The following is a 20301-nucleotide window of genomic DNA, read 5'->3' on the forward strand; positions in this document are numbered from 1 at the left end:
GGCTGCGATCTTTTGATCTCCAGAGCAAGATCAAGAGATCGCAGCCTCGTTGCACTCGACAGCTCCTACAGGGTGCCTCGCTTAGCGTGGATATTGCTCATCACTGACCTGTTCCATCCAGTCCACCACCTTGCCATCCAGCGCTTCCGCGATCGCAATATGACTCATCGCCGTCGTCGGCGCCGCTCCATGCCAGTGCTTGGCACCCGGGGCAATCCACACGGTATCGCCCGGCCGGATTTCCCGCACTGGCTGCCCCCACTCCTGCACGAAGCCTGCCCCCGAGGTGACGATCAATGTCTGCCCCAGCGGATGGGTATGCCACGCCGTTCGCGCGCCAGGCTCAAACGTTACGGTCGCGCCACTGACCCGCGCCTCGTCGGTACCTTTGAACGGCGCATCCACCCGCACCGTGCCGGTAAACCAGTCAGCCGGTCCCTTGGCAGACGGTTGCGAGCCATTCGGCGTGACCGTGACACGCGGGGTTTCGGTAGCCTGCACCTCGCCGGCCAGCAGCGAGAGCGTCAGCGCAGAAGCAGCGATCGGGTTCATGGCGGTTCCTCCGGATGAATAATGCAGCCACTGTAGCGATCTGCACTCTTTAAATAATCGTCTAGAATCCGAAAAAACTTATGCAGGACAATCATCAATGCTTCGGGAAAACGCCACCGACCTGCTCGCCTTTCTCGCCGTTGCCCGTGAACGCAGTTTCACCAAGGCCGCGGCCAAACTCGGCGTGTCGCAATCGGCGCTCAGCCACACCATTCGCAGTCTCGAGGCGCGACTCGGCCTGCGTCTGCTGACCCGCACCACGCGCAGCGTTTCGCCGACCGAAGCCGGCGAACACCTGCTGCAGACCATCGGCCCGCGCTTCGAGGAAATCGAGGTGGAACTGGCCGCCCTGAGCAACCTGCGCGAGACCCCGGCGGGAAAGATCCGCATCAGCGCCACCGACCACTCGCTGAACTGGATCCTGCGTCCGGTGTTGCAGGATTTACTGCCGCAGTATCCTGATGTGTCCGTCGAGGTTTGCTGTGACTATGGCTTCGTCGACATCGCCGGTCAGGGCTTCGATGCCGGCGTGCGCCTCGGCGAAGACGTCGCACAGGGCATGATCGCCACCCGCATCGGCCCGGACATGCGCATGGCCGTGGTCGGCTCGCCCGCCTACTTCGCCCGTCGCGCTGCGTTACAAACCCCGCGCGACCTGACCGACCACGCCTGCAACAACCTGCGTCTGCCAACCAATGGCGGGCTGTATTCATGGGAGTTCGAAAAGGATGGCGAAAGCCTGAAAGTGCGCGTCTCCGGCCAGGTCACGCTGAATGGCGTGTACCCATTGCTCGACGCCGCGCTGGACGGTTTCGGTCTGAGCTACATCCCGGAAAACGTGGTTGCGCCGTTTCTGGCGGACGGTCGCTTGGTCCAGGTGCTGGGAGACTGGTGCCCGGCGTTTTCCGGTTATCACCTGTACTACCCGAGCCGACGCCAGGCAGCGCCGGCGTTTGCGTTGTTGCTGGAGGCGTTGCGCTATCGCAGTTAAGTCACTTTTTATAGCAGCCGGCAGCCCCCCCACGCTGCCTTGGCTATCTGGTTCGCCTCCAATAAAGAATTTGCCCGCACGATTGCGATTTGGCCTCGCTGGCTGCCCATGCACACGTACTCTGCGGTTTCGCCGATTACCTCGAGGGACGTCAATATCAGGCAGACGCCTGCCAAACCAAGAAATCTCTGGTGTTTCAAGTTCATGACGGTTCTGCCGTTTGGCTGGAACTGCATGATTGGCCTCGGGCACAGCTCAGCCAACTGTCAGGTTTGACAGTTTTTTAGAACAATTTGCAATTAACCGGAAGGGCTTTGCGAAGTTTAAGGACTGATCAGCCCAGCAACGCAATAAGCTGATGTCGCTGCGCATCGGTGAGCATCGGCCCAAAACCGGCTCCGGCATTGTCAGCCATGTAGCGCGGATTGCTGGTCCCCGGAATCACACAGGTCACTGCCGGATGCGCCAGGAGAAACTTCAGCGCCAGTTGCGGCCAGCTGTTCACCTGCACGTCCGAGACCCACGCCGGCAACGGCTTGCCCTTGAGCCGGGCGAGCAAATCGCCGCCGCCAAATGGCCGGTTACAGATCACCGCGACCCCGCGCTCGCGGCACAGCGGCAGGATGCGCTTTTCCACGCCTCGGTCGTCGAGGGCGTAGTTGATCTGCAGAAAATCCAGCTTCTCGGCCTTCAGCACTGCTTCGACTTCGTCATAGGCCGACGAGGTGTAATGGGTGATGCCAATGTAGCGAATCCGCCCCTGCTCCTGCCATTCGCGCAGGGTCGGCAAGTGGGTTTGCCAGTCGAGCAGATTGTGAATCTGCATCAGGTCGATGCGCTCGGTTTGCAGCAGACTGAACGACTGCTCCATCTGCGCGATACCCTCCTTGCGTCCGCGCGTCCACACCTTGGTGGCGAGAAAGGCCGGCGAGCGCGGTTCGTGGATCGACAGCAATTCACCGGTGGTCTGCTCGGCGCGGCCGTACATCGGTGAGCTGTCGATCAGTGTGCCGCCCTTCCTGAACAGCGCTTCGAGTACGGCGGGCAATTGCCGGTAAACCGGATCGCCCGGGCCGACGTCGAAACCGCGATAGGTGCCCAATCCGACCATGGGCAGTGCCTCGGAGCTGGAAGGGATGGCGCGGGTCTGCATGGTCTGGTCTCCTGCCGTGAGCGGCGCAGTGACGGTCGGCGATATGCCGCTGGCCAACGCCCGATCAATCGTGAACAGCGCCGCAGCCTGGGCAGCCAGGGCGAGCAAGCGGCGACGAGAGTAACCCTCAGTGTGGCGCATGCGGGTCCTCCTGCTGCGCGGATCTGTTGCATGGTGTGTGCGCCGGCTGTCAGGCGCAGTCGCTGAACTACACTGCCACAGCCAACCTCCCACCCCGTTAAAAGTAGCCGAATGTCCCGAACCCTGATGTCACTCGTCGTTTTCATCGTTGCCGTGTACTTGGTGCTGTGCGCCGCGCTGTTCGTGTTTCAGCGTTCGCTGATCTGGTTTCCCCAGCCTGCGGCCGTGGTTGCGGCGGATTCGCGGTTGAAACTGTCGATGCCGGACGCCGAAGTCTGGGTGACTACCAGAGAGCGCAGCGGGACGCGGGCGCTGATCTATTTCGGCGGCAATGCCGAGGACGTCTCGCGCAATCTGCCGGAGTTCACCGAGGCGTTCCCGGACTACGCGCTGTATTTCCTGCACTACCGGGGCTTTGGTGGCAGTACTGGCTCGCCATCGGAAGCGGCGATTGCCGAAGATGCGCTGGCGTTGTTCGATCAGGTCTACGCCAGTCATCCGCAGATTGCAGTGATCGGGCGCAGCCTTGGCTCGGGGGTGGCGGCGCGCCTGGCCAGTCAGCGGCCGGTGCAGAACCTGATCCTGGTAACGCCGTTCAACAGCCTTGAGGAAATCGCCGAACGGCAATACCCGTGGGTGCCGGTGAAGTGGCTGCTCAAGGATCGTTTCGAATCGGGCAAGTACGCCGCGCACATTCGCGTGCCGACATTGCTGTTGGCAGCGAGTGATGACGAGGTGATTGGACGCAGCAGTACGCAGCGGTTGTTCGAGAACTTTCCTGCGGGGGTGGCGACGCTGAAGGTGGTGCCGGACTCGGGGCATAACTCGATTTCCGAGCGAGGGGAGTATTTGCGGTGGATGGGGGATGTGTTGAATCGCTGAAAGGTGTAGCGATCATGGAGACGCCTTCGCGAGCAGGCTCGCTCCTACAGAGGGAATGCATTTCAAATGTAGGAGTGAGCCTGCTCGCGATGACGCCGGTACAGACATCACCATTTCCAGCTAATGTCCAAAGCTAAGGCTGACTGCCGCTCCGGGCATTTTCATCGCCAGAGGTGGCCGGGCGCGGCCTGACATGCTGATGCCCGGTCGGGTCGTTGAGTTGCACGGCATGACCCTTTTGCCACGCATCCGCCCCTGATGCGACAGGCGCCGGTTTGATCTCAGCGCGGGCCTTTTTCTTATCGGCGCTGTCAATGCCCAGACGCTGATCGCGCTGACGGACCATTTGCGCATCCGCCTGACCGTCAGCCGTAAAGCCCATCATCAACTGCGGCACGCCCAGTGGCAGTTGCTTGTCCTGATCGGTGTGCCAGGTGTGCCAGGTCTTGCCGTAGGTGTTGGCGAGCTTTTCCATCAGACGGGTTTCCGCCACTTGCGGAATGCCCGGTGCGACCAACTGGCCAGAAGTGACTTCGTGCGCGTGGCTGTGCCACAAGGCTTTTTCCTTCGCCGGCAATTGCGTGAACAGGCGCTGACTGATGATGTATTCCACACCCATCAGCTTGGCTTCAGCGGTGTTGCCGTCGTAGATCACGCACTGGAACACTTCCTCGTTGAGCGCCGAGCAGTAGTGATGCGCTTCCATCTGTGCGCCGGGATGGCCGCTGTAGAAATGGAAGCCATCGAGGTACATGTTCAACGCGCGGATCGGCGGTTTGTCCTGCAACCATTGCGCGCCGACTTCGAGCATTTCAGTGTCGGAGGCTTTGGCCTGGCCCGGTGTCTGCACCGGTGACTCGGTGTTGCTCATCGCACAACCGGTCAGCGCGGCGACCATCAAACCGACGGGAACCCAACGTCCCTGCAAGGTTGTATTACGCATTTTTTCGCTCCTCGGACATTCAGTGACGGGCGCTTGGGCCCTGTTCTGCAACTGAAAGCAGGAGAACGGCGGAGTTCGAAAAAATGCGCGCGGATCACACTGGAGAGATCGTCGCCAGTACGCCGATCAGGATGGTCAAGGTCAGAAAGCCGCCGAGGAAAATTGCCATCTTGTACATGTTGCGCTCCTTGATGCTGAGTGTGCGGTGCACCGGACGCTTCGGGATGAGGTCGGGGGGTGAATGTCCGCACTGCCCGGGCATTCTGAGGCTGTGGCTGTACTCAATACAGAGGCAGATGAAACAGAAAAATACGGAGCAGATGCGCATCTGATCCGCTTCGGGCATGGACCGGTATTCAGCTTGAAACTTGACGATCCACTCTGCGCCGGGTTGATCTACAGTGATTGCCGCCAACCACAATAAAAACCGGAGTGACCATGCCCGACCTCACCTTGCAGCCCAATGTTGCCGAATCCCTCAAGCGCTGGCACGAGATGATCCGCAGCGGCAATCTCGAAGCCCTGCCCGAATTGCTCGATGCCCAAGCCGTGTTCCGCTCGCCGATGGCCCACACGCCCTACCCCGGCGCGCCCGTGGTGGCGATGATCCTCAACACAGTGTTCGAGGTGTTTGAAGATTTCGCTTATCACCGCGAGTTGGCGACGGCGGATGGCCTGAATGTGATTCTTGAATTCAGCGCCAAGGTCGGTACCAAGGAGCTGAAAGGCATCGACATGATCCGCTTCGACGCCAGCGGCAAGATCGTCGAGTTTGAAGTGATGGTGCGGCCGCTGAGCGGATTGCAGGCCCTGGGCGAGGAAATGGGCCGGCGCCTCGGTGCCTATCTCGCATCCGCAAAAGCCTGAATCCCCACCGGACCGTAGGAGCTGACGAGTGCAACGAGGCTGCGATCTTTTGATCTTGATCTTCAAACGTCAAAGTCAAAGTCAAAAGATCGCAGCCTCGTTGCACTCGTCAGCTCCTACAGGTTCGGCGTATAAAAAAACCCACTGACCGTCGCCGGTTCAGTGGGTTTCGTGTGTCAGGGCCCCGGTTACAGAGCCATGTCACGTGCAGCATTTTCCTTCGGCGCTACGGCTTTATCAGCCGCAGGTGCCGCTGGAGCAGCTACCTGACCGATCACTGGAGGCGTCGGCAGTTCGAGGATCTTCGCGGTGTAAGCCCACTCGGCAGCCACTTTGGCCGGATCGCTGTTCAGCTGGGTGCCGTAGCTCGGCACGATCTGGTGCAGCTTGGTCTGCCACTCAGGGGTTGCGACTTTGTCTTTGAAGACTTTCTGCAGCACGCTCAGCATGATCGGTGCAGCAGTCGATGCGCCTGGCGATGCGCCCAGCAGGCCGGCGATCGAGCCGTCTTGCGAAGCAACGATCTCGGTGCCCAGTTTCAGCACGCCACCAGCGGCTTCATCACGCTTGATGATTTGCACGCGCTGGCCGGCTTGCCACAGGCGCCAGTCTTCGGCCTTGGCGTTCGGGAAGTATTCCTTCAGCGCGTTCAGACGATCTTCATCCGACAGCATCAGTTGACCGGCAAGGTACTCGACCAGCGGGTATTCCTTGATGCCGACCTTGGTCATTGGCCAGATGTTGTGGGTGGTGGTGCTGGTCAGCAGGTCGAAGTACGAACCTTCCTTGAGGAACTTGGTGCTGAAGGTCGCGAACGGGCCAAACAGAATGACGCGCTTGCCGTCCAGAACACGGGTGTCCAGGTGCGGAACCGACATCGGTGGCGCGCCAACCGAAGCCTTGCCGTAGGCCTTGGCCAGATGCTGCTCGGCAATAGTCGGATTCTCGGTCACCAGGAACGAGCCGCCAACCGGGAAGCCTGCGTATTCCTTGGCTTCAGGAATGCCCGACTTCTGCAGCAGGTGCAAGGCACCGCCGCCAGCACCGATGAACACGAACTTGGCGTCGGTTTCGGTTTTGCTGCCGTCTTTCAGGTTTTTGTAGCTGACACGCCAGGTGCCATCGGCGTTCTTGGTGATGTCTTCGACTTCGCTCGACAGTTTCAGATCGAAGTTAGGCTTGGTCTGCAGGTGAGCGGCGAACTGGCGGGTGATTTCGCCGAAGTTCATGTCCGTACCCAGCGGGCTCCAGGTGGCCGCGATTTTCTGGTTCGGGTCACGCCCTTCCATCATCAGCGGCACCCACTTCTTGATCACCGCCGGATCTTCGGAGTACTGCATGCCGGCGAACAGCGGGCTCGCCTGCAGAGCCTCGTAGCGTTTTTTCAGGAACTTGATGTTGTCATCGCCCCACACGAAGCTCATGTGCGGCGTGGTGTTGATGAACGAGCGAGGGTTCTTCAGCACTCCCTGCTGAACCTGCCACGCCCAGAACTGACGCGACACCTGGAACGCTTCGTTGATCTCGACGGCTTTCGGGATCGTTACGTTGCCCTTGTCGTCTTCCGGGGTGTAGTTCAGCTCGGCAAGGGCCGAGTGACCGGTACCGGCGTTGTTCCAGCCGTTGGAGCTTTCCAGGGCGACGCCGTCGAGGCGCTCGACCATCTCCATCGACCAGCTCGGTTCCAGCTCATTGATCCACACACCCAGGGTGGTGCTCATGATGCCGCCGCCGATCAGCAGGACGTCAACTTTCTTCGCTTCGGCAGCATTGGCAGACGACATCCCCATCGCCAAAGCCAGCCCCAGCAAGGCTGTGTTCACTTTCTTAAACATCTGTTGCACCTATGATAAAACGCCTTCCGCCCGTCGTTGTTATCAGTCTGCGTTGCGCTTTGTTGACGCTCAGGCTGGCGTCGCGCAATCCGGCACACTTCAATATTGACGGGTGGGCACACAAGGCCGATATGTGGCATCGACCTCAGTTAATGTCCCTTCTGAACTGACTTCTTATCGTTATTGGCTTCAGCTGCTTGAGCGACAGGGATCCCGTCGGCCCGCCTCAAAGGCAGACCAACCGAATTAGGTCAAAGCAAATTGGCGCGGAGAATATCACGTCAGGCAAACCCGCGCGTCTGTTCCCGACCCAAGAGTTCTTTCACTGATGAACTTATCGGCCGTCGGGTGCGAAACATGATGTCAATTACGCATCTCACACACACTTTCGCGGGCCCATTATCGCAATGCGCTGAATCAATCCTTACGGCTCGTTATCCATCAAGAAAATATTCTGCTACGTTGTACGATGACTGATGAATTCTCTTCAGTCCTTCCAACCCGATAACAATAAGGAAACAACATGACCAAGTCCCGCCTCCTGATCGGTTTTCTCTGCGCCTTCAGCGCATATGCCATGGCCGCCACTGCCCCGGCGGAAAAGGAAGTTGCCCAGGCAGTCGACCACCTGACCCAAGCGATGCTGCACAAAGACATCGCCGAACTGAACGCGCTTACTGCGCCGAACCTGACCTACGGCCACTCCAGTGGCAAGATTCAGAACAAGCAGGAATTCATCGCCGACATCGAAACCGGCCGCAGTGCATTCAAGACCCTCGAGATGCAAAAGCAGACCATCACCCTGTCCGGCGATACCGCGCTGGTGCGCCACCACTTCTCCGCACAGGCGTTGAAAGGGACCGAGGTGATTCCAACCGAAATCGAGAATTTCCAGATCTGGCAGAAGCAAGGCGGGAAGTGGTTGTTGGTGGGACGGCAGGCGTTCAAATTTTGATTGAGGGCACATTGGCCTGATTCAGTGTTGCCCGAGCTGGCCTCTTCGCGAGCAAGCTCGCTCCCACAGGGTTCGGCGGTGTCGAGTCCTTTGTGGGAGTGAGCCTGCTCGCGATAGCGCCAGTCCAGACAACCAAAAACCCTCATCTGAATATCACAACCGAAACCGATCCACCGACCGCGCCAACTGCCCGGCCAGATTCGACAACTCGTCCGTGGTCGTCGCGGTCTGCCCGATCACCCGGCTATTGCCCTCGCTCATTTCGGCAATCATCTCCACCTGATGGGCGATTTCGTTACTGGCCATACTCTGTTCGCCAATCGTGCGAGTGATGTCGTTGACCAGTTGTGTGGTGCTCAGCGTGGCATCAAGGATTTCCCGAATCGCTCGCTCGACTTCCGCCGTCACCGCCATGCCCTTGTCGACCTGCGCCACACCCGCCTCCATGCTGCTGACCGCCTCGCGCGTGCTGTTCTGAATGCGAGCGACCATCGCGGCGATCTCCTGGGTCGAGGCGCTGGTGCGTGCCGCCAGACTGCGCACTTCATCCGCGACCACGGCGAATCCTCGGCCCTGTTCACCCGCGCGCGCCGCCTCGATCGCGGCGTTGAGGGCCAGCAAATTGGTCTGGTCGGCGATGCTCTTGATCACTTGAATGATATTGAAGATCGCCTCGGACTCCTGATCCAGTGTGCGGATCACCTGCGCCGACTGCTGCGCCGAGCGGGCGATGCCGTCCATGTCGCTGACAACCTGGTGAATCACTCCCCCGCCCTCCTTGGCCAGGTTTTCGGCCTGATTGGCCATGCTCAGGGCGCGTTCGGCGTGGCGGGTGATTTCTTCGATGCTGGCGGTCATCTGGCTGGCGGCGGCGGCCATGGTCCCGGCGGCGACGCTTTGTTGCTGGCTGCTGTCGGCGACCTGATGGCAGCCGTGGCTGAGCTGCTCGCTCATGCCGCTGACGCCGTGGGCGTTGCGCCGCACCACGTCGATCATATTGCGCAGATCGCGCTGCATGGTCGCCAGCGTGCGGATCAAGGCACTGGCTTCGTCTTTGCCGCTGGGCTCGACAATCGGTTCGCTGAGATTGCCATGGGCGATGCTTTCGGCGATGTGGCTGGCGGATTTGAGCGGCCCCATGATACTCAGGATCACCCAGCGCCCCTGAATCAGCAGCAGCAACAGACTGACGACCAACACCACTCCCAGCGCAAGATTGGCGTGGCGGATGGCCGCTTCGGTGCCTTCGCTGGTGTGCAGGGTGTTGTTTTCGATCAGTTCGCTGAGCGCGCCCATCTGCTCTTCGAGCTGAGTGAAGGCGCTATTGAAAGTACCAAGCTGCTGCTGGGCGGCGTCCGGGTTGTCCAGCGCCACAGCGACAATCCGCTCGCCAGACTTGATGTAGGTATCGAGGCTCGGCTTGATCTGCTCCAGCGCCGTGCGCAATGTCGGATTGATCGGCAGTTTCAGGTTGTCATCCAGCACCTCGCGAAAATGCCCGGCATGCTCGGCCAGCGAATCGCGCACTTCAGCGGCGGTGCCGGTGCTTTTGCCCAAACCCACCAGCATCGCCGAATAGACATCGGCGCGCAGGGCGTCGTGCATCATGTCGGCTTCCATGTGATTGCGCAGCGCGCTCATGCTCACCGTGTTATCGCTGACCGCCGTGGCCATCCGCAAATTGCCGACGTAACTGACCAGACTCACGATCAGCGCCGTCAGCAGACTGGTCGCAATCAGCAACACCAAACGCAGTTTGATCGACACCGTGGAATCTCCCGTGGGCACGCTGGATTGCGCTTGTCGGATTTCAGTTAAGCCTATCTGGATAGAACTGCCGACACAGAGCGTATCGGCTGATGTCAGTGGCGACTTGAATCCGGCAAAACTTTTCAAGCGCAGGCCCAGTCAGACTTTGCAGCGCCGATGGATTACGTCTTCATCGCCGGTTAACCCTGGCGGGCTATGAATCCATCGCTTCGAACATTCATGCAGCTGAAGGAAACGCTTATGAAACGCGCACTGTGGTTTGGCCTGCTCGGCACCCTGGCAATCGGCACCGCACAGGCGGCAACGGAGAAAGTCGCGATCAATCTGGTCAGCGCCGACGGTGCGCCGCAGGCGATCGGTTCGGTCACGGTCAGCGAAACGCCTTACGGTCTGCTGTTTACCCCTGAGCTGAAATCATTGCCGGCCGGCATTCACGGCTTCCATGTCCATGAAAACGGCAGTTGCGAAGCGGGCACCAAAGATGGCGTCAAAGGCGCGGCACTGGCCGCTGGCGGGCACTTCGATCCGGCGAAAACCGGCAAGCATCTTGGCCCGTACGCGGACGGGCATCTGGGTGATCTGCCAGCGGTATATGTGACGACTGACGGTGTCGCCAACTATCCGGTGCTGGCGCCGCGGCTGAAGAAAATCTCCGAGATCAAGGGCCACGCCCTGATGATTCACGCCGGCGGCGATAACCATTCCGACATGCCCAAGCCACTGGGCGGTGGCGGCGACCGCATGGCCTGCGGGGTGATCTGATCCGACTGAGCGGGATAATGCCCTGACCCAAGGCTTTTTTCCGCTCACGGAACTCCGGCGCGCCGATTATCTCTGAAGCTATGTAGTCCCTTCCCTTTTTGCTTCGCGCTTGTGGAGGAACACGTCATGCGCAAGTTAGTCCTGATTTCTTCTTTAATGCTTTGCCTGCCGGTCGGTTCGGCGCTGGCCCGCGTTGACGCGGGTGACGTCGCCACGTCGGCAGGTGTCTCCGCGTCGCTGTACTCGACCTTCAAGGATGACAAAATGGTGATTCCGGCCCGTGACGACGTGTCTGCCTTTGTCGCCAGCGGCGGGGCCATTCGTGGGGTTTATCTTGAGTCGGTACTGCAACAGGTGCGTCAGGCCAACCCTGGCTTGAACGCCAGCGATGAAGACCTGGCCAATGCCATTCTGGTGCAATACGAAGGCGTGCAGCAGTAGTCACGAGGGAAGCAGCGGCCGATGGACGGCCGCTGAGTGCGCATAGGCAAATATGTCCGACGGCCTCTATGATGGAGGCCATGACGACGACCGTGCCCTTGCGCTCACCCTGCCCACCCGGCGCCTGCATCTGCGGGCGCGATCCTTTGCTGGAAACGCCCGGCGCCGATTTGCGCATTCTGCGCCTGACTCGTGCCGAGGAGAAAATCCTCCTGGCGCGTCTGGAACAACTCAAAGACCTCGACGATCTCAAACGCTTGCAACAGCGCATGTATGAGCAGTTGGGCATTCGCGTCGACGTCGCGCCCGGTTTCAACGAAGTACGCACCATGCGCGGCATTGCCATTCAGATCGACGATCTGCCGGGGCTGTGCCGCAAGACCCGTGCGGCGATCCCTGCGGCGATTCGCAAAGGCCTGGAAAATCACCCGCAAATCGCCTTCGAACTGCTCAACGCCCACGACTTGCTGCGCGACACCTGATCACTTTTTCATGCCGACCCGTTTGCGCATTTCGGCAGTGATGGTCTGACGGGTTTTCTTCATGTCTGCCCACGGTTCGTCACCAACCTCTGCCAGACGCTCGTGAACATTGTGAATGTTCCACTGATTGCCGCCCTTGAGCTCGGCGACCTCCTCGCGATACACCGGCACCGATACCGGCATGCCTTCACGGGCCCGCGCGGCATAGGCACAAATGGTGGTTGCGCCGAGACCGTTGCGCAGGTAATCGATGAAGATCCGTCCGACCCGGTTTTTCGGCCCCGACACTGCTGAAATTCGATCGGGCAGCAGGTTAGCCATGTGGCTGACGATGGCGTGACTGAAGTCCTTCACTTCGTCCCAGCCATGTTTGCGTGTCAATGGCACGACCAGGTGGATACCCTTGCCGCCGCTGGTTTTCAGGAAGGCCTTGAGCCCCAGCTCATCGAGCACGGTGAGGGTCAGCGCGGTGGCTTCGACCATGCTCTTCCATGGCAGCGCCGGATCCGGGTCGAGGTCGAGGACGAAGCGATCGGGCTTGTCCAGATCCACCGTCGTGGCGTTCCAGGTGTGTAGCTCCACGGTGCTCATCTGCACCGCGCCGACCAGCGCTTCAGGGTTGTTGATCATCATCACTGGCTGGCCGGTGACATCTTTGTCCAGTGCGGTGATGCCGGGAATGGCCAGCCGATCGGCGTTCTTCTGAAAGAACAGTTCACCGGCGATACCGTCCGGCGCACGCACCAGCGCGACCGGGCGATCCTTGAGTTGCGGCAGGATGTATTCGGCAACGCTGGCGTAATACTGCGCCAGCTGCATTTTGGTCGTGCCGCTGACCGCGTCGATCACCCGATCAGGGTGAGTGATGCGCACCTTGCCGCCGGCCAGTCCCGCTTGCGACGGCGCGGTTTCGGCTTTGCTGGCAGCAGTTTTCTTCGCCGGTTTCTTCGCGGCGGGTTTGGTTTTTTCGGTCTTCTCGGATTTTTCGGATTTGGCAGCTTTCACAGGCTTCGCTCGCTCCTCTGTAATGTCCTTGGCCGGTTTGTCATCACGCAGACCGTGGAACACGGCATGGCGCACCGAGCCGTCCTTGGTCATTTCCGCGAACGCCACTTCCGCCAGCAGTTTCGGCTTCAGCCAGTGCACGCCCTTGGCCTCGAAACCACTCGGCGGATTGACCACCGCCGCGCTCTTGGTCTGTAACGGCTTGAGCTGGGCAAGGATGCTTTTCAACGTGGTTTCATTGAATCCGGTGCCGACCTTGCCGGCATAGCGCAACTCGCCGCTGTCACGGTCGTGCAGGCCCAGCAGCAACGCGCCGAAAGCACTGCGCGCACCTTTGGGATCTGTGTAGCCAACGATGACGAATTCCTGCCGGTGCTTGCACTTGAGCTTGATCCAGTCGCCGCTGCGCCGAGACACATAAGGCGAGCCAAGACGCTTGCCGATCAGGCCTTCCATTTGCATCTGGCAGGCGCTGTTGAGCAACGCATCCGGGGTTTCTTCGAAAGCTTCGGAGAAGCGCAGCGGTGAAGAATCTTTCTGTGCGCCGAGGATGGTGCTCAGCGCCGCGCGGCGCTCTTCGACCGGCACATCACGCAGGTCGACACCGTTGAGAAACGGCAAGTCGAACAGGTAATAAACAATGTTGCCGCTACGCCCGGCATCGAAGGCATTCTGCAGCGCCTGAAAATCCGGCACGCCCTGCTCGTTGGCCACCACCATCTCGCCATCGAGCCAACCCGATTCAAGGCCCAGCGCCGCCAGCGCCTTGGCCTGCTGAGGCAATTTGTGCGTCCAGTCGTGGCCGTTGCGGGTGAACAGCTGCACCTCGTCATGATCAATCCGCGCCATGATTCGGTAACCGTCGAATTTGATCTCATAGCTCCACTGCCCTTCGGGTGCGCTATCGACCAGCGTCGCCAGTTCCGGTTTGATCAGCGCCGGCAGTTTGGCCTTGCGAGCGCCGGTGAGCTGGCCCGAGGCCTGTTTGCGCGACTTGGCCGGAGCCTTCTTGACCGGTTTCGCCTGTTCCGCGGCCAGCGTGGGTTTGCCGACAATTGTGCGTTCGCTGAGCACGCTGTCGGGCTCGGCGACCAGCACATCGAAATCATCCTGCGGGCGTGCGGCATTGTCCTGATGCTTGATCAGAAACCATTGTTCTTTCTTGCCCGGCATGTGCGTGCGCACCAGATTCCACACGCCGCCGAGCTTCTCGCCTTGCAACTCGAACTTGAGCCGGCCCTTCGCGTAGGCCTTGTGCGGATCCTCCAGCGGAATCCACACGCCGCGATCCCAGACGATCACATCGCCAGCGCCGTAATGCCCCTCGGGAATGCTGCCTTCGAACGTCGCGTAATCGAGCGGATGATCCTCGACATGAATCGCCAGGCGCTTGACCTTGGGATCGAGCGACGGCCCCTTCGGCACCGCCCAGCTCTTCAGCGCGCCATCGAGTTCCAGGCGAAAGTCGTAATGCAGGTGCGAAGCGTCGTGCTTCTGGATGCAGAACTGCAAAGCATGATCCTTGGCAGACTTGCGCCCCGGGCGCTTGACCGCAGCCGGTTCCGAAGTCGCGGAAAAATCACGCATGCGGTTGTAATCGTCGAGGTTCCTGTTCATGAGCACACCGATGGCAAACGGGTTCTGGTATGCAGAAGAGCGACACGGCGGCGGAAAAATTCAATCGACGTAAAAAAGCCCCGGACGGATGGAGCGGCCGGGGCTTGTAACGACACATCCAGTAATTGCCTGGGCTGGCTAAACAGGGTACGGACGCTAAGGTTTTTTCTGGATCTTGAAAGGGAGGCTATGGAATGCCTGCTGCTGCAAAAGCCTGTCGTCTGAGAAAGGGTCGGTACTCTGAAACCGGAAGGATTTATCTGCTTACAGCCGTGGTTAATCAACGTGAGCGTGTTTTTGCCAACTGGCACGACGGTAGATTGGTGGTAACCGAGTTGAGACGGTGCAGTGAAGCCGGGTTAGCCACCTCTCTGGCTTGGGTCGTAATGCCAGACCACCTGCATTGGCTCGTTGAGCTTAATGAGGGCTCGCTTGCAGATTTGATGTGTCGCGTTAAATCGCGAAGTTGCCAGGCATACAACCGAAGACATGGCCGCCAGGGACAATTATGGCAGCGAGGGTATTACGACCGCGCCTTGAGGCGGGATGAAGATCTCAAAGCCGCTGCGCTCTACGTCGTCAAGAATCCTGTGCGAGCCGGTCTGGTGGCGCGCCTGGGGGAGTACCCGCTGTGGGACGCAATCTGGCTCTGAAGATCAAAAGATCGCAGCCTTCGGCAGCTCCTACAGTTACACCGTATTCCAAATGTAGGAGCTGCCGAAGGCTGCGATCTCTTATCTTCGAAAACGCCGCACCATGCGAGCCGGTCTGGTGGCGCTTGGGGGATTACCCTGTGTGGCCGTCATTTGGCTTTGAAGATCAAAAGATCGCAGCCTTCGGCAGCTCCTACAGTTGCACCGTATTCCAAATGTAGGAGCTGCCGAAGGCTGCGATCTCTTATCTTCGAAAACGCCGCACCATGCGAGCCGGTCTGGTAGCGCTTGGGGGATTACCCTGTGTGGCCGTCATTTGGCTTTGAAGATCAAAAGATCGCAGCCTTCGGCAGCTCCTACGGTTGCACCGTATTTCAAATGTAGGAGCTGCCGAAGGCTGCGATCTTTTATTTTTGAAAACGCCGCACTCGGTGCAGGCAGGGCCACCATACGAGCCGGTCGCGTGGCGCGCCTGGGGGATTACCCTTTCTGGCTCTGAAGATCAAAAGATCGCAGCCTTCGGCAGCTCCTACGGTTGCACCGTATTTCAAATGTAGGAGCTGCCGAAGGCTGCGATCTTTTGATGTTGCGTCAGGCTTGTCCTTTGGCCTGCTGTTCCAGATGGACCTGCAGATCCGGATCAATCTGTAAGGCTGCGGCCAGCTCATCGAGATAGCTGCGTTCGGCGTCCTGTTGATCGTCCACCAGCATCGCGCTGGCCAGGTACATTTCGGCGGCTACGGCCGGATCGCCACCCGCGGACTCTGCTACTTCACCGGGATCCAGCGGTTTGGCGACTTCGGCGTCGAGCCATTGCTGCAACTGCGGATCCGCGGTGTGTTTGCCGATTTCGCTGCCGATCAGGTGCTTCTCTGCGTCGTCGATACGTCCGTCGGCCTTGGCAGCGGCGATCAAGGCGCGCAGTACCGCGTGGCTGTGGGTTTCGATTTGCGGGCCGGCGAGCAGGTCGGCGGTTTGTGGCAGGTCTGGCGGCGCCTTGCTAGCCTGGCTGCGTTGCCAGGCTTGATACGCCTGGTAGGCCATCATGCCCAGCGAAGCGAGGGCCGCGTAATGGGTGCCGCCGGAACGACTTCGGTTGCCGCCACCCAAGGCACTTCCCAAGCCGCCACCACCGAGCAAGCCTCCCAGTAACCCACCCAAGCCGCCGAGTCCGCCGGAAGCCGCGCCAGCACCTGCGCGGGTCTGCCCTCCACCGCCCAACAGGCCGCCAAGCAATCCGCCCAGGCCATCGCCGGCCGCAGCACCACGTTGTTGTCCCGCCGAGGCCTGGCCTCGCAGCAGTTGTTCGAGCAAATCGCTGGTGTTCATGTCGTCATCCTCAAGGCCCCGGCCCGATTGCGTCAGGCAACGATAGACCGACGCGGCCATAGCGCCAGCACCGTTTGGCTGACGCCCGTTAATCGATAAATCGCCACCCGAGAAATTTTCCGCCAGCCAGCTAAGATTCAAGGGTGGTGAACCTTATCCCGGCCAAACCGGTCGATAGCTGCAACCCGACCCGGTTTGCCGACGCCCTTCCTGACGGTGGGCGATACCCGGCTTGCTTCACTTTCTGGAGAACGCCCCCGTGATATCCACCGTACACATCGCCAGGCTGAAAGCATGGGGCGCCCATGGTTTTACCGCGACCGGCGTGGTCACCGCCTTCCTTGCCACCCTCGCCCTGCTGGAAAACCAGCCGATCCATTGCCTGATGTGGCTGGGCGTAGCGCTGATCGTCGACGGCCTCGATGGCGCACTGGCGCGCAAGGTCAATGTGCAATCGGTGTTGCCGAGTTTCGACGGCTCGATTCTTGATCTGGTGATCGACTACCTGACTTATGTGTTCATCCCGGCACTGTTTATCTACCGCTACATTCCCCTCCCCGATTACACCTTGTTGCTGACGGTGTCGGTGATTCTGGTGTCCTCGCTGTTCTGCTTCTGCAACGTCAACATGAAGAGCAAGGACAACTATTTTGTCGGTTTCCCGGCGGCATGGAACGTGGTTGCGTTGTGTCTGTACATCATTGGCCCGGGGCCGTGGATCACCTTCCTGACAGTGATAGGTCTGGCGCTGCTGACGGTGACGCGGATGAAGTTCCTGCACCCGTTCCGCGTGCGCCGCTTCATGCCGATCAACATTGCCGTCACCGCGATCTGGCTGCTGTGCAGTTTGTCGCTGGTGCTCAATCACCCGGTGGTCAACCCGATGGTGATGGGTCTGTGGTTGCTGATGTCGGCTTACTTCCTGGGGATCTGCATCTGGCGCACGGCGCTGGAGTGGTTTGATCGCGGCCATTGAAATAAACACCTCCCCCTGTAGGAGTGAGCCTGCTCGCGAATGCGGTGGTTCCATCAATATAAACGTTGTCTGGCACACCGCTTTCGCGAGCAGGCTCGCTCCCACAGAGATTCTTCATCGATCAGGAGATCCGATGCGGACTAACGTTTGGTAATCACCACTTCCAGATATTCACTCGGCACCACCAGCGACTCGTCCCCCGCCCGATTCGAGCGATTGAGCAACTCCATCAGATCATCCTCCAGCGCCTGCCCAGCCTCCGGCGACAACACCGCAAAAGCCTTGTGCACCGGCCCGTACCAGTGCCGAAAGATGTCAATGAAGTGCGCCGCCGAGCGGTAGCGGAAGTTGAAGTGGTTGCGCGTCACGCGTACGACAAAATCGCGATCATCGAACTGCTTGTGCAGCCATGCATCCGAGCCCCAATTCGAGGGAGGCTGTGCAACCGCAGGCGGTGGCAGATGCTGACCGAGGATCTTGAACATCTGCCCGACGAAGCCTTCCGGCGTCCAGTTCGCCATACCGATCCGCCCGCCGCGACGACAGACCCGGCCCAGCTCGGCAGCGGCGGTGACCTGATCGGGCGCGAACATCACGCCGAACGTCGACAACACGGCGTCGTAGCTTTCATCGGGAAACGGCAGCGCCTCGGCATCGGCCACCTGAAAAATCACCTCCAGATGCTCGGCCCGGGCGCGATCCTGACCACGCTCCAGCAGCGCCGCCACGTAATCGGTCGAGGTCACTACACACCCGCGCCGCGCCGCTGCCAGGGTTGCATTGCCGTTGCCAGCAGCGACATCCAACACCTGTTCATCACAGCGCAGATCGCAGGCCTCGGCGAGGCTTTCGCCGACGATTTGCAATGTGGTGCCGATCACGGCGTAGTCGCCACTGGTCCAAGCGACTTTCTGACGTTCCTTCAGGGCAGTGAGATCAATCGGGGTACTCATGACAGCGAGCTCCGTGGCAGAGAGAATGCACAGGCTGCGACGCGGACCGTGCTTGCTCACTATCGCGCCGAGGCTGCCCGGCGTCCCTGTCAATCGTCCGGCAACCCCGTAAACCGGGCACTTTGCCGATGAGCGGCGGGAATCTGTCAAGCCCCTGATACACCTTGCGCATTGCCAGCGTCGCGGGATTGGTTTCTGATGCGGGCTCGCCTACGCAAAGGACTCGACCGATGTCACTGCACCTCGACTGGCTCGCCGCGCACATGCAACACAGCGATCGCTACGCGGCGTGGATTCACCAACAATTCCACTACGAGTACGCCGACCAGCCCCTGGCTCAATGGCAGCGCGAATTTGCCGAAGGCCAAAGCAACGGCGAATGGTCGTGCCTGATTGCCATGGACGGTGAACGACTGCTCGGTGGTGCTGCACTCGCTCGCAACGACTTGGCCGATCGCGCCGATCTCGGCCCATGGCTTGCCTGTGTATTCGTCGACCCTGAGGCGCGCGGGCAAGGCCTGGCTGAGCAACTGATTGAAGGGATTTGCGACGCAGCAAAGCAGCGTGGGGTATCGCGTTTGTACTTGCACACGCAAGACAAACACGACTACTACGGCAAACGCGGTTGGCAGCTATTGGAGCGTTTCCAAGCGTGGGAAAAACAACAATGGCTCATGGTCCGCGACCTGTGAGCCATTGTTTGTTTGATCAGGCTGCAGGTGCTTTCGCCTCCTCCAGCAACTGCTTGATCATCTGCTCCTGCTCCGCATAGCGACCTTCACCGAAGTGGCTGTAACGCACCTGCCCCTTGGCATCGATCAGGTAATGCGCCGGCCAGTATTGGTTGTCGAAGTTGCGCCAGATCGCATAGTCGTTGTCGATCGCTACCGGGTAGGTGATGCCGAGTTTTTTCACCTGATCCCTGACGTTGTCGATGATGCGCTCGTAGCCATACTCCGGCGTATGCACGCCGATCACCACCAGGCCGTCCTTCTCGTATTTCTGCGCCCAGTCCTTGACGTACGGCAGGGTGTGCTGGCAGTTGATGCAATCGTAGGTCCAGAAGTCCACCAGCACCACTTTGCCGCGCAGGGATTCGGCGTTCAGTTCCGGTGAGTTGAGCCACTGCACAGCGCCCGACAGCGACGGCATTGTGCCTTGAGCCTGGTCCGTCATCGAATCGGCGCGGACCTTGCTGACAAAGTAGTCGACCACTTTCGGCACGTTCTCCAGGACGTTTTTCTCGACGCTGGCCACGCCTTCCGAAGAGGTGCTGGCAAGCAAAGTCTTGTCGACGCCCGTTGCTATCACCGCGACGGTAGCGAGCACCGCAACTCCGGCACCACGGCGCAACCAGCCACTGAACGGGATCGATGGTTTCAGCCGATTGACCAGACCGCGCCCGGCGAAGATCAACGTGCCCAGCGACAACGCACTGCCAGCGCCGTAAGCCAGCAGCAACAGACTGGTCTGCGCATTGGCACCTTGCAGCATCGCGCCGGTGAGAATCACTCCAAGGATCGGCCCGGCACACGGCGCCCACAAAAGGCCGGTGGCGACACCGAGCATGATCGAGCCCATCGGTCCGGCTCGTTTACGGGTGTCCGGATCAAGACGATTGCCCAGGGCGACGAAGGGCTTGGTCAGCCAGTCACCGACGCGGGCCGAGATCAGCGACAGGGCGAACAGCGCCATGACGAACAAGGCAACGTGGCGGCCGGTGTTGCTGGCCTGAATCACCCACTCGCTGCTGACCACGGCAAGGCTGGAGATCAGCGCAAAGGTCAGCGCCATGCCGGCGAGGGTGAGCAGGATCGAGGAACGTGTACGGTTGGCGCCAGCGAACAGAAACGGCACCACCGGCAGGATGCACGGACTGAGGACGGTCAGCAGACCGCCGAGAAATGCGATGAGGTACATGACGGGGTCACCTTGAATGTGGGGGGGCTGGGCACGCAACCAGGCAGCGAGGGAAACGCGCCCTCGCTAACCTG

The 20301-nt window shown here is 60.0% G+C and carries 20 protein-coding genes and 1 pseudogene; 10 read left to right on the forward strand and 11 right to left on the reverse strand.

Annotated elements, in window-relative coordinates; all coding sequences use genetic code 11:
* Nucleotides 1–81 precede the first annotated feature (81 nt).
* Nucleotides 82–552 carry a (R)-mandelonitrile lyase gene (locus AC0Z4S_RS21950; RefSeq protein WP_485624568.1) on the reverse strand — a complete coding sequence of 157 codons (471 nt, stop codon included), beginning with the start codon at nucleotides 550–552 and terminating at the stop codon, nucleotides 82–84.
* Between the two features lie 97 nt (nucleotides 553–649).
* Between AC0Z4S_RS21950 and AC0Z4S_RS21955 the strand changes: the two genes are divergently transcribed.
* Nucleotides 650–1543 (forward strand): LysR family transcriptional regulator, encoded by an 894-nt coding sequence (locus tag AC0Z4S_RS21955; RefSeq protein ID WP_485624569.1) that lies wholly within the window; start codon nucleotides 650–652, stop codon nucleotides 1541–1543.
* Between the two features lie 334 nt (nucleotides 1544–1877).
* On the opposite strand, the gene AC0Z4S_RS21960 is transcribed toward AC0Z4S_RS21955, so the two are convergent.
* Nucleotides 1878–2837, reverse strand: coding sequence for an aldo/keto reductase (locus tag AC0Z4S_RS21960; RefSeq protein ID WP_485624570.1), 960 nt, complete (start codon nucleotides 2835–2837; stop codon nucleotides 1878–1880).
* Between the two features lie 111 nt (nucleotides 2838–2948).
* Between AC0Z4S_RS21960 and AC0Z4S_RS21965 the strand changes: the two genes are divergently transcribed.
* A complete protein-coding gene (locus AC0Z4S_RS21965; protein ID WP_485624571.1) occupies nucleotides 2949–3719 on the forward strand; it encodes an alpha/beta hydrolase in 771 nt (256 codons plus the stop codon).
* Nucleotides 3720–3852: 133 nt separating this feature from the next.
* Here the strand turns inward: AC0Z4S_RS21965 and AC0Z4S_RS21970 are convergent, their stop codons facing one another.
* Together AC0Z4S_RS21970 and AC0Z4S_RS21975 are read right to left on the reverse strand one after the other, a co-directional pair.
* A complete protein-coding gene (locus AC0Z4S_RS21970; protein WP_485624572.1) occupies nucleotides 3853–4662 on the reverse strand; it encodes an OBAP family protein in 810 nt (269 codons plus the stop codon).
* 94 nt (nucleotides 4663–4756) lie between these two features.
* On the reverse strand, nucleotides 4757–5077 hold the full coding sequence (locus AC0Z4S_RS21975; RefSeq protein WP_485624573.1) for a hypothetical protein: 321 nt from the start codon (nucleotides 5075–5077) through the stop codon (nucleotides 4757–4759).
* Between the two features lie 23 nt (nucleotides 5078–5100).
* Here AC0Z4S_RS21975 and AC0Z4S_RS21980 point away from each other — a divergent pair, with 23 nt between their 5' ends.
* Nucleotides 5101–5529 carry a nuclear transport factor 2 family protein gene (locus tag AC0Z4S_RS21980; RefSeq protein ID WP_485624574.1) on the forward strand — a complete coding sequence of 143 codons (429 nt, stop codon included), beginning with the start codon at nucleotides 5101–5103 and terminating at the stop codon, nucleotides 5527–5529.
* 188 nt (nucleotides 5530–5717) lie between these two features.
* Here AC0Z4S_RS21980 and mqo read toward each other — a convergent pair whose 3' ends face one another.
* Nucleotides 5718–7364: a malate dehydrogenase (quinone) gene (gene mqo / locus AC0Z4S_RS21985; protein ID WP_329516382.1), complete on the reverse strand. Its 1647-nt coding sequence runs from the start codon at nucleotides 7362–7364 to the stop codon at nucleotides 5718–5720.
* 523 nt (nucleotides 7365–7887) lie between these two features.
* Here mqo and AC0Z4S_RS21990 point away from each other — a divergent pair.
* Complete coding sequence (locus AC0Z4S_RS21990; RefSeq protein WP_485624575.1) at nucleotides 7888–8319, forward strand: nuclear transport factor 2 family protein; 432 nt, start codon at nucleotides 7888–7890, stop codon at nucleotides 8317–8319.
* Between the two features lie 153 nt (nucleotides 8320–8472).
* Here the strand turns inward: AC0Z4S_RS21990 and AC0Z4S_RS21995 are convergent, their stop codons facing one another.
* Together AC0Z4S_RS21995 and AC0Z4S_RS22000 are read right to left on the reverse strand one after the other, a co-directional pair.
* On the reverse strand, nucleotides 8473–9336 hold the full coding sequence (locus tag AC0Z4S_RS21995) for a methyl-accepting chemotaxis protein (protein WP_485624663.1): 864 nt from the start codon (nucleotides 9334–9336) through the stop codon (nucleotides 8473–8475).
* Nucleotides 9331–9993, reverse strand: a pseudogene (locus tag AC0Z4S_RS22000) (HAMP domain-containing protein); the annotation flags it as partial. The gene AC0Z4S_RS21995 and the pseudogene AC0Z4S_RS22000, both read right to left, overlap by 6 nt.
* A gap of 336 nt (nucleotides 9994–10329) precedes the next feature.
* Between AC0Z4S_RS22000 and sodC the strand changes: the two are divergent.
* From sodC to AC0Z4S_RS22015, 3 genes are all read left to right on the forward strand, one after another.
* Nucleotides 10330–10851: a superoxide dismutase [Cu-Zn] SodC gene (gene sodC / locus AC0Z4S_RS22005; protein ID WP_485624576.1), complete on the forward strand. Its 522-nt coding sequence runs from the start codon at nucleotides 10330–10332 to the stop codon at nucleotides 10849–10851.
* A gap of 126 nt (nucleotides 10852–10977) precedes the next feature.
* On the forward strand, nucleotides 10978–11292 hold the full coding sequence (locus AC0Z4S_RS22010; RefSeq protein ID WP_016775151.1) for a DUF2388 domain-containing protein: 315 nt from the start codon (nucleotides 10978–10980) through the stop codon (nucleotides 11290–11292).
* Between the two features lie 80 nt (nucleotides 11293–11372).
* Nucleotides 11373–11774 (forward strand): hypothetical protein, encoded by a 402-nt coding sequence (locus AC0Z4S_RS22015; protein ID WP_173867309.1) that lies wholly within the window; start codon nucleotides 11373–11375, stop codon nucleotides 11772–11774.
* On the opposite strand, the gene ligD is transcribed toward AC0Z4S_RS22015, so the two are convergent.
* Nucleotides 11775–14396, reverse strand: coding sequence for a DNA ligase D (ligD, locus tag AC0Z4S_RS22020; RefSeq protein WP_485624577.1), 2622 nt, complete (start codon nucleotides 14394–14396; stop codon nucleotides 11775–11777).
* Nucleotides 14397–14590: 194 nt separating this feature from the next.
* Here ligD and AC0Z4S_RS22025 point away from each other — a divergent pair, with 194 nt between their 5' ends.
* Nucleotides 14591–15049 (forward strand): REP-associated tyrosine transposase, encoded by a 459-nt coding sequence (locus AC0Z4S_RS22025; RefSeq protein WP_485624578.1) that lies wholly within the window; start codon nucleotides 14591–14593, stop codon nucleotides 15047–15049.
* Between the two features lie 591 nt (nucleotides 15050–15640).
* On the opposite strand, the gene AC0Z4S_RS22030 is transcribed toward AC0Z4S_RS22025, so the two are convergent.
* Nucleotides 15641–16378, reverse strand: coding sequence for a tellurite resistance TerB family protein (locus AC0Z4S_RS22030; protein WP_485624579.1), 738 nt, complete (start codon nucleotides 16376–16378; stop codon nucleotides 15641–15643).
* A 259-nt stretch (nucleotides 16379–16637) separates the two neighbouring features.
* Here AC0Z4S_RS22030 and pcsA point away from each other — a divergent pair, with 259 nt between their 5' ends.
* Nucleotides 16638–17354, forward strand: coding sequence for a phosphatidylcholine synthase (pcsA, locus tag AC0Z4S_RS22035; protein ID WP_485624580.1), 717 nt, complete (start codon nucleotides 16638–16640; stop codon nucleotides 17352–17354).
* A 140-nt stretch (nucleotides 17355–17494) separates the two neighbouring features.
* On the opposite strand, the gene AC0Z4S_RS22040 is transcribed toward pcsA, so the two are convergent.
* Nucleotides 17495–18307: a class I SAM-dependent methyltransferase gene (locus AC0Z4S_RS22040; protein WP_485624581.1), complete on the reverse strand. Its 813-nt coding sequence runs from the start codon at nucleotides 18305–18307 to the stop codon at nucleotides 17495–17497.
* Between the two features lie 230 nt (nucleotides 18308–18537).
* On the opposite strand from AC0Z4S_RS22040, the gene AC0Z4S_RS22045 reads away from it, so the two are divergent.
* Nucleotides 18538–18999: a GNAT family N-acetyltransferase gene (locus AC0Z4S_RS22045; RefSeq protein ID WP_471879519.1), complete on the forward strand. Its 462-nt coding sequence runs from the start codon at nucleotides 18538–18540 to the stop codon at nucleotides 18997–18999.
* A gap of 16 nt (nucleotides 19000–19015) precedes the next feature.
* On the opposite strand, the gene AC0Z4S_RS22050 is transcribed toward AC0Z4S_RS22045, so the two are convergent.
* A complete protein-coding gene (locus AC0Z4S_RS22050; protein ID WP_485624582.1) occupies nucleotides 19016–20227 on the reverse strand; it encodes a cytochrome c biogenesis protein DipZ in 1212 nt (403 codons plus the stop codon).
* Nucleotides 20228–20301 lie beyond the last annotated feature (74 nt).

This window comes from Pseudomonas sp. 1L-B-1-E-C1 (assembly GCF_057291835.1).

Coding starts and splice junctions, on each gene's coding strand:
- AC0Z4S_RS21950 (WP_485624568.1), bottom strand. CDS start 552: ATGAACCCGATCGCTGCTTCTGCGCTGACGCTCTCGCTGCTGGCCGGC.
- AC0Z4S_RS21955 (WP_485624569.1), top strand. CDS start 650: ATGCTTCGGGAAAACGCCACCGACCTGCTCGCCTTTCTCGCCGTTGCC.
- AC0Z4S_RS21960 (WP_485624570.1), bottom strand. CDS start 2,837: ATGCGCCACACTGAGGGTTACTCTCGTCGCCGCTTGCTCGCCCTGGCT.
- AC0Z4S_RS21965 (WP_485624571.1), top strand. CDS start 2,949: ATGTCCCGAACCCTGATGTCACTCGTCGTTTTCATCGTTGCCGTGTAC.
- AC0Z4S_RS21970 (WP_485624572.1), bottom strand. CDS start 4,662: ATGCGTAATACAACCTTGCAGGGACGTTGGGTTCCCGTCGGTTTGATG.
- AC0Z4S_RS21980 (WP_485624574.1), top strand. CDS start 5,101: ATGCCCGACCTCACCTTGCAGCCCAATGTTGCCGAATCCCTCAAGCGC.
- mqo (WP_329516382.1), bottom strand. CDS start 7,364: ATGTTTAAGAAAGTGAACACAGCCTTGCTGGGGCTGGCTTTGGCGATG.
- AC0Z4S_RS21990 (WP_485624575.1), top strand. CDS start 7,888: ATGACCAAGTCCCGCCTCCTGATCGGTTTTCTCTGCGCCTTCAGCGCA.
- AC0Z4S_RS21995 (WP_485624663.1), bottom strand. CDS start 9,336: ATGCAGCGCGATCTGCGCAATATGATCGACGTGGTGCGGCGCAACGCC.
- sodC (WP_485624576.1), top strand. CDS start 10,330: ATGAAACGCGCACTGTGGTTTGGCCTGCTCGGCACCCTGGCAATCGGC.
- AC0Z4S_RS22010 (WP_016775151.1), top strand. CDS start 10,978: ATGCGCAAGTTAGTCCTGATTTCTTCTTTAATGCTTTGCCTGCCGGTC.
- AC0Z4S_RS22015 (WP_173867309.1), top strand. CDS start 11,373: ATGACGACGACCGTGCCCTTGCGCTCACCCTGCCCACCCGGCGCCTGC.
- ligD (WP_485624577.1), bottom strand. CDS start 14,396: ATGAACAGGAACCTCGACGATTACAACCGCATGCGTGATTTTTCCGCG.
- AC0Z4S_RS22025 (WP_485624578.1), top strand. CDS start 14,591: ATGCCTGCTGCTGCAAAAGCCTGTCGTCTGAGAAAGGGTCGGTACTCT.
- AC0Z4S_RS22030 (WP_485624579.1), bottom strand. CDS start 16,378: ATGAACACCAGCGATTTGCTCGAACAACTGCTGCGAGGCCAGGCCTCG.
- AC0Z4S_RS22040 (WP_485624581.1), bottom strand. CDS start 18,307: ATGAGTACCCCGATTGATCTCACTGCCCTGAAGGAACGTCAGAAAGTC.
- AC0Z4S_RS22045 (WP_471879519.1), top strand. CDS start 18,538: ATGTCACTGCACCTCGACTGGCTCGCCGCGCACATGCAACACAGCGAT.
- AC0Z4S_RS22050 (WP_485624582.1), bottom strand. CDS start 20,227: ATGTACCTCATCGCATTTCTCGGCGGTCTGCTGACCGTCCTCAGTCCG.